This is a genomic window from Methylophaga sp. UBA3192 (assembly GCA_002363955.1).
GTDB lineage: Bacteria > Pseudomonadota > Gammaproteobacteria > Nitrosococcales > Methylophagaceae > Methylophaga.
In genome coordinates, this window is record DEXE01000006.1 from 820,315 (window position 1) to 827,265 (window position 6,951).

General features: G+C 42.5%; 8 protein-coding genes. 1 reads left to right on the top strand and 7 read right to left on the bottom strand.

From position 1 onward, the window contains the following. Window positions 1–5 precede the first annotated feature (5 nt). From B2337_RS10940 to rho, 7 genes are all read right to left on the bottom strand, one after another. Window positions 6–203 carry a DUF2065 domain-containing protein gene (locus B2337_RS10940; RefSeq protein ID WP_292361440.1) on the bottom strand — a complete coding sequence of 66 codons (198 nt, stop codon included), beginning with the start codon at window positions 201–203 and terminating at the stop codon, window positions 6–8. After that, a complete protein-coding gene (gene hflC / locus B2337_RS10945) occupies window positions 203–1,072 on the bottom strand; it encodes a protease modulator HflC (RefSeq protein ID WP_292361441.1) in 870 nt (289 codons plus the stop codon). Before hflC ends, B2337_RS10940 begins: the two co-directional genes overlap by 1 nt. A gap of 2 nt (window positions 1,073–1,074) precedes the next feature. Further along, on the bottom strand, window positions 1,075–2,280 hold the full coding sequence (hflK, locus tag B2337_RS10950; protein WP_292361442.1) for an FtsH protease activity modulator HflK: 1,206 nt from the start codon (window positions 2,278–2,280) through the stop codon (window positions 1,075–1,077). A gap of 94 nt (window positions 2,281–2,374) precedes the next feature. After that, complete coding sequence (hflX, locus tag B2337_RS10955) at window positions 2,375–3,520, bottom strand: ribosome rescue GTPase HflX (RefSeq protein WP_292361443.1); 1,146 nt, start codon at window positions 3,518–3,520, stop codon at window positions 2,375–2,377. Between the two features lie 13 nt (window positions 3,521–3,533). Next, window positions 3,534–3,758, bottom strand: a complete 225-nt coding sequence (hfq, locus tag B2337_RS10960; RefSeq protein ID WP_069296001.1) for an RNA chaperone Hfq — start codon at window positions 3,756–3,758, stop codon at window positions 3,534–3,536. A 73-nt stretch (window positions 3,759–3,831) separates the two neighbouring features. After that, window positions 3,832–4,749: a tRNA (adenosine(37)-N6)-dimethylallyltransferase MiaA gene (gene miaA, locus B2337_RS10965; RefSeq protein ID WP_292414922.1), complete on the bottom strand. Its 918-nt coding sequence runs from the start codon at window positions 4,747–4,749 to the stop codon at window positions 3,832–3,834. A gap of 50 nt (window positions 4,750–4,799) precedes the next feature. Further along, on the bottom strand, window positions 4,800–6,059 hold the full coding sequence (gene rho, locus B2337_RS10970) for a transcription termination factor Rho (protein ID WP_292361445.1): 1,260 nt from the start codon (window positions 6,057–6,059) through the stop codon (window positions 4,800–4,802). A 254-nt stretch (window positions 6,060–6,313) separates the two neighbouring features. Between rho and B2337_RS10975 the strand changes: the two genes are divergently transcribed. Beyond that, window positions 6,314–6,874, top strand: coding sequence for a Slp family lipoprotein (locus tag B2337_RS10975; protein WP_292414921.1), 561 nt, complete (start codon window positions 6,314–6,316; stop codon window positions 6,872–6,874). The last annotated feature ends 77 nt before the right edge of the window (window positions 6,875–6,951 follow it).

The window sequence follows — 6,951 nt, forward strand, 5'->3', positions numbered from 1 at the left end:
GTAAATTAATTTACCCAATATAAAATCAGCAAGCCTGCCACCATACTGAGCAATCCCGTTATACGTAATTGCTGATCAGTCATGGTAGCAACCTGCAGCAAGGCTCGCCTTAATGCTGTGGGATTCACAAAAGGCAAAACCCCTTCAATAATCAGCATTAATGCTGTGGCGAGCCATAGGCTATGAATCAGTGAGTCACTCACTAGTCCAGTGTATTCAAGTCACTGAAACTGCTGAAAAAATCACCTTTTGGCTCAATTACCAGCAAATCATCTCCTTGGAAAATATGCCGATAAGCACCTAATCTGCGATAGAAAGAGTAGAAAGACTCATTCTGACCATAGGCATCAGCATATATTTGGGTAGCGGTAGCATCGCCTTCACCTCGAAGCATTTCCGACTGTCGATTGGCTTCTGCCAAAATAACAGTTCGCTGTCTGTCAGCATCAGAACGGATTTTTTCAGCTTCTTCAGCACCACGCGAGCGTAAATCTTTGGCAACACGCTCACGTTCAGCTTCCATACGGGTATATACCGACGAGCTGACTTCAGTAGGTAAATCAATACGTTTGATGCGAACATTGACGACTTCAATACCAAACTCATTCGCAATACGGTTCGCTTCGTCCATCAGGCCACTGACCATAACTGAACGTTCACCGGAAACCACTTCCTGAATGGTACGACGGCCAAACTCTGCACGTAATCCATCTTTTATAATTTGTGATATGCGAAGTTTGGCACTTTCTTCATCGCCTCCCATGGAGGTGAAGTAATCGGCTACATCAGCAACCCGCCAAAGTACAAACGAATCAACGATAACATTCTTCTTTTCACCAGTAAGGTACCTTGCCGGGGTGGCGTCTAGACTCAGTATTCGTCCATCGAAACGACGCACTTCATTTACAAATGGAATCTTGAAATGAAGACCAGGCTCAAAATCTGAACGCTCAATTTGACCTAACCTCAATAAAATAACGCGTTCACGTTCATCGACAAAAAAGATAGCAGAACTTAACGTGATCAGTGCCAGTACGACAATAAATACAATTGCAGTAAATTTAGAACTCATGATTAACGTCCTCCCCGGCTACGTGAACCATCTTGAGCTGATGAGTTCGATGTCGATTGGGGGTTGTTGGTAGTTGGATAATTTAAATTATTTAAATCCACACGGGGTGCATTACCACTGCCACGCATTCTATCAAGTGGCAGGTAAAGAACATTGTTGCCGCCGCTATCCACGTCAACCATCACTTTTTGACTACGACTGTAAACCGATTCCATCGCATCGATATAGAGGCGCTCTTGAGTAATTAAAGGTGCTTTTTCATATTCAGTCATTACTTGTACAAAACGACTGGCTTCACCATTTGCTTTGGCAACCACCTGGCTTTTATAAGCTTCGGCTTCCTGAATCACACGGAAAGCCTGACCACGGGCACGTGGAATAATATCGTTTGAATAGGCTTCAGCTTCATTTTTTGCCCGAACTTCATCTTCACGTGCTTTAACCACGTCAGCAAATGCATCCTGGACCTGCTCCGGTGGCTGAACATCTTGCATACTGACACTGGTCACGGTTAAGCCGGTAGCATGTGCATCCAACATAGCCTGCAGACGTTGTTCAGTTCTTGTTGCCACCTCACTCCGGCCTTCTGTTAAAACAAAGTCCATGGTCGATTGCCCAACAACTTCACGTACAGCACTTTCCATCATTTGACGAAGAATAGTGTCAGGAGTACGAACGTTAAACAAATATTGAGCTGCATCATTGATGCGATATTGTCCGGCAATTTTTAAATCCACAATATTTTCATCATTCGTCAACATCAGCGACTCAGACAAAACATTGCTTTCAGGTCTGCCACCCGCAGACCGATAACCGATCTCAACAGATCGTATTTTTGCGACATCAACCACTTCAACACGATCAATAGGATATGGGAAATGCCAGTGAGGGCCAGGCATCGAGGTGTGACTATACTGACCAAAACGCAGCACAACACCTCGTTCTGCAGGTTCAACGATATAAATACCGGAGAGCAACCACACCAGCAAAATAACGGCAGCGATTAATCCCGCGCCAATTGATCCTGATTTACTGCCTCCTTCTGGTGGTTGGTTATTACTGTTACCACCACTATTTCCGCCGAACATTCCAGCAAATTTTCGCTGCAGATTTTTGACTACTTCATCTAGATCAGGGGGGCCATCATTTCCACCACCACGCTTACCCCATGGGTCTTTATCACCACTGCCGGGTTCGTTCCAAGCCATGTACCGCTCCAAAATTTAATTTAAGATTTTCAATATGGGAACCGAATGAATCTATTTTACGGACATGGGTGCCGATAGCAACCAAAAGTCCGCTTTAATTGACTGATTCAATCGCTGAGAGTTGCTCAGGAAAATATTCTTGTAGTGCCAGTCTTAGAAGATCCAAGCCTTCACCAGTATGGGCTGACAGCCAGATACGACAAATTTTTCCCTGCTGGTCTCTTTCAAGTTTTGGCTGAACATTTTCCAAGCGGTCAATTTTATTGTAAATAATAAGTTGAGGGAGTTCATCAGCACCAATTTGCTGCAGCACATCATCAACATGTTTCATTAGCTCATCTCTGTCCACAGCCGCTGCATCGACTACATGCAATAAGAGAGATGCATCCCGCGTTTCTTCCAGTGTAGAGCTGAAAGACTCAACCAAATCATGTGGCAACTGGCGGATAAATCCAACGGTATCGGCTAATATCAGGGGTTCGGTATCTGCTAATCTCAGTCGACGCAATGTAGGATCCAGTGTTGCGAACAATCTGTTATCTGCATAGACATCTGATGCCGTCATTCTGTTAAAAAGTGTTGATTTACCGACATTGGTATACCCAACCAGAGAGACAACCGGTACGCCCGCACGTTGTCTTGAACGCCTACCCTGATCTCGTTGCGAACGAACTTTTTCAAGTCGCTTTTTCAGTGATTTAATGCGTTGACCCAGCAAGCGTCTATCAGTTTCAAGCTGCGTTTCACCTGGTCCGCGCAAACCGATACCACCTTTTTGTCTTTCTAAGTGAGTCCAGCCGCGTACTAATCGTGTAGAAAGATGCTGTAATTGCGCTAATTCAACCTGAAGCTTGCCTTCATGTGAACGAGCTCTTCGGGCAAAAATATCGAGTATCAGACCCGTTCGGCCTAACACACGACATTTTAAACGCTGTTCCAGATTACGTTCCTGGCTGGGTGAAAGTTCATGATTAAAAATGACAACAGCAGCATCATTGGCAGCAACTAATTCGGCTATTTCTTCTACTTTACCGGTTCCGGCAAAATATTTTGAATCGGGACGCTGGCGTTTGCCATGCACCACCGCTGATATGTTAGCGCCAGTTGAATTAACCAGTTCTAGAAATTCCTGTTGGGTTTCATCAAAACCACGGTCATTAAAATCAAGGTGAACCAAAACAACCGATTCTTGTTCGGCGTTTTCTTCAAAAGCTGCATTGCTATCAGGCCGGTCAAACAATCAATAAACTCCCTTATTCTTCTTGGGTTATCTGAACATTTCTGGCAGGCACAATCGTTGAAATAGCGTGTTTGTACACCATTTGATTGACCGAGTTTTTCAATAGGATGACAAATTGGTCAAAGGAGTCAATTTGACCCTGTAATTTGATACCGTTTACCAAATAAATCGAAACTGGAACATTTTCTCGACGTAATGCATTCAAAAAAGGATCCTGCAAGGATTGGGCTTTAGCCATTGTCGACTCCATCATTGTTATTATTGTTGAACATCAAAGTTTAATAGGCATTCTAAAAGGCTGCACAGAATCGTCAAGCATTATCGGATTCTGACAGGGTGCGGCGAAGAAAATCCAATACCGGTTCCTTTGGCAAATCTTTACCACTATCAAACCAGACACCATCATTTTGAGCTCGTAACCAAGTTAATTGGCGTTTCGCCATTTGTCTTGTCGCGATTATCGCTTTATCGATAAAAGTAGTTTCATCATAATCACCATTCAGAAAAGACCAGGCTTGTCTGTATCCAACTGCGCGAATCGATGGAAGTGCAGCATGCAAATCACCTCGCGCCCGAAGCTTTTTAACTTCTTCAATAAATCCTGTCTGAATCATCATTTTGTAACGTTTTGCTATACGTTGGTGAAGAATTTTTCTATCAAATGGTGACAGAATAATTTTTATGACTTGATACGGCAGCAAAAAATCTGATTGTTTTGTCAATTCAGTAAGCGATTTCCCGGAAATCTCATACACTTCCAAAGCCCGTAATAATCTTTGTGGATCATTAACATGAATGCGTGCAGCAGAAACAGGATCAACATCATTTAAACGTTGGTGCAAGTGCGACAGACCAAATTGTTTGGATTCCTGCTCCAGCCTGGTCCTGACTGCTAAGTCGGCTTCAGGTAATTCGGCAATACCATACTGCAATGTTTTGAAATACAGCATGGTCCCTCCAACAAGTAACGGAATATTGCCACGCTTTGTAATATCCGCCATTAAAGCTAATGCATCCTGACGAAACCGACCAGCTGAATAAGCCTGTTTCGGATCGATAATATCAACTAAATGATGTGGAAATTGCTTTAGCAACGCTGCATCAGGCTTGGCCGTGCCAATATCCATATTCTTATATATAAGCGCAGAATCGACACTTATTATTTCAACTGGCAGATTCTGAGCCAGAAATATTGCCATATCGGTTTTACCGGCGGCCGTTGGACCCATCAAAAAAATTGCCGGGGGTAAAACAACCAAGTCTTTCGACAAACTTATCTTTAACCTTGTTTCATTGAGTCAAAAAACTCAACATTCGTTTTAGTAGATTTGAGGCGATCCATCAGGAATTCCATCGCTTCGATCGGTTCCATTGGTGCCAGAATTTTCCGAAGGATCCACAATTTCTGTAAATCTTCTTCATTGGTCAGTAATTCTTCTCGCCGAGTACCTGAGCGGGTTACGTTAATAGCAGGATAAATACGACGATCAGCTAATTTACGTTCAAGCAATACTTCCATATTGCCCGTACCTTTAAACTCTTCGAAAATTACCTCGTCCATTCTCGACCCAGTTTCGATCAAAGCGGTGGCAATAATGGTCAGACTGCCACCCTCTTCAATATTTCTCGCCGCACCGAAGAAACGTTTTGGACGTTGCAAGGCATTTGCATCTACACCACCTGTTAAAACCTTACCTGAAGAAGGTGATACTGTGTTGTATGCCCGAGCCAGACGGGTGATGGAGTCCAGCAAAATAACCACATCGTGTTTATGCTCAACCAGACGTTTCGCTTTTTCGATAACCATTTCAGCAACTTGTACATGACGCGTTGCGGGCTCATCAAAGGTACTTGAAACAACTTCACCTTTAACCGAGCGTTGCATTTCAGTTACTTCTTCCGGACGTTCATCAATTAACAAGACGATCAATGTACTGTCAGGATAATTGCTGGCAATTGACTGTGCTATTGATTGCAAAATCATAGTTTTACCAGACTTTGGTGGTGCAACAACCAATCCGCGCTGGCCTTTACCAATCGGTGAGGCTAAGTCAATTATACGAGCAGTTAAATCTTCCGTACTGCCATTACCACGCTCAAGATTAAAACGTTCATTGGCGAATAGTGGCGTCAAATTTTCAAATGGGACTTTATTTCGTGAATTCTCAGGTTTTTCATAGTTGATTTCATCAACTTTTACCAAGGCAAAATAACGTTCACTATCTTTAGGAGGACGGATTTTTCCTTTTATCGTATCCCCAGTTCGTAAATGAAACCGACGAATCTGACTTGGTGAAACATAAATATCATCTGGGCCGGCAACATAGGAGTCTTCAGGAGAACGTAAAAATCCAAAACCATCAGGTAATAATTCTAAAACTCCGGTGGTATAAACATCATCACCTTGTTTGGCATGCGCTTTGACCAATGCGAAAATAAGTTCTTGTTTACGATTGCGGGCCAGGCCCTCTAGATTCATGGATAACGCTAGTTCCATTAATTCAGCAGCAGACTGCTTTTTTAGTTCTGTCAGATTCATGTATTACCTAAATGGGTTTTTATATCAGAATTGCCTTGAATGCGCGCGGAGAACGCGATTTTATGGAGTTGTGGGAGGTTAAACCGGAAAATTGCCAGAAAGAATATCAGTAATATTATAAACCGTCCAGCATTTTTGGGAAAAATATCCCAGTTCATAGAATGTACAGATAAGATGGATTGTTTGTGAAACTTATAGTACAGCTGTTTTGTTCTAAGTAGGTACAAAGTAAACCATTACAAAGAGAGTCGCAAATGAAAAAAATGTCTGCCATCGTTGTGACAAGTTTTTTGCTAGCTTTATTGTCAGGTTGCAGCAATATCCCAAAACAGATTAGTACTGCTCCAGCCAATGATATTCAGCTTAATGAAATACAAGGATCAATCGAAAACTTTTCAAACCAGGAAGTTCGCTGGGGAGGCGAAGTTGTCAGTGTTGAAAATAATCACGAATTTTCAATTATTCAAATGGTTCAATATCCACTTAATCATTACGGCAAACCGATTACAAATCAAGCGAGTGAAGGCCGCTTTCTGGCCAGGACTTCGGACTTCATTGATCCTGTTGTATACAAAGAAGGCACTTTGCTGACTTTCTCTGGAAAAGTTGACGGCGAGGCGACAAGGCAAGTAGATAAAAAAGAGTTAAGCATGCCCATCATCAAAGTTTCATCATTGTATAAATGGCAACGCTACCAATCTGTTCAGCGTGACCCATTTTATGACCCTTTTTACTTTAATGGTTTTTATCCTTACCACGGTTATTATAATAGATACTGGTACCACCCTCGATTTGGTTACCGGTATTACTATTAGTAAGGTTCAGGAGCTTTTTTGTTATTTATAAGGATATAGTGTATATCGGTTTTGCAGGAGCAAAAACCGACCACTGT

Excerpts from the sequence above, each read along its gene's own strand:
- hflC (WP_292361441.1), bottom strand. The coding sequence starts at position 1,072 with ATGAGTTCTAAATTTACTGCAATTGTATTTATTGTCGTACTGGCACTG.
- hflK (WP_292361442.1), bottom strand. The coding sequence starts at position 2,280 with ATGGCTTGGAACGAACCCGGCAGTGGTGATAAAGACCCATGGGGTAAG.
- hfq (WP_069296001.1), bottom strand. The coding sequence starts at position 3,758 with ATGGCTAAAGCCCAATCCTTGCAGGATCCTTTTTTGAATGCATTACGT.
- miaA (WP_292414922.1), bottom strand. The coding sequence starts at position 4,749 with ATGGGTCCAACGGCCGCCGGTAAAACCGATATGGCAATATTTCTGGCT.
- rho (WP_292361445.1), bottom strand. The coding sequence starts at position 6,059 with ATGAATCTGACAGAACTAAAAAAGCAGTCTGCTGCTGAATTAATGGAA.
- B2337_RS10975 (WP_292414921.1), top strand. The coding sequence starts at position 6,314 with ATGAAAAAAATGTCTGCCATCGTTGTGACAAGTTTTTTGCTAGCTTTA.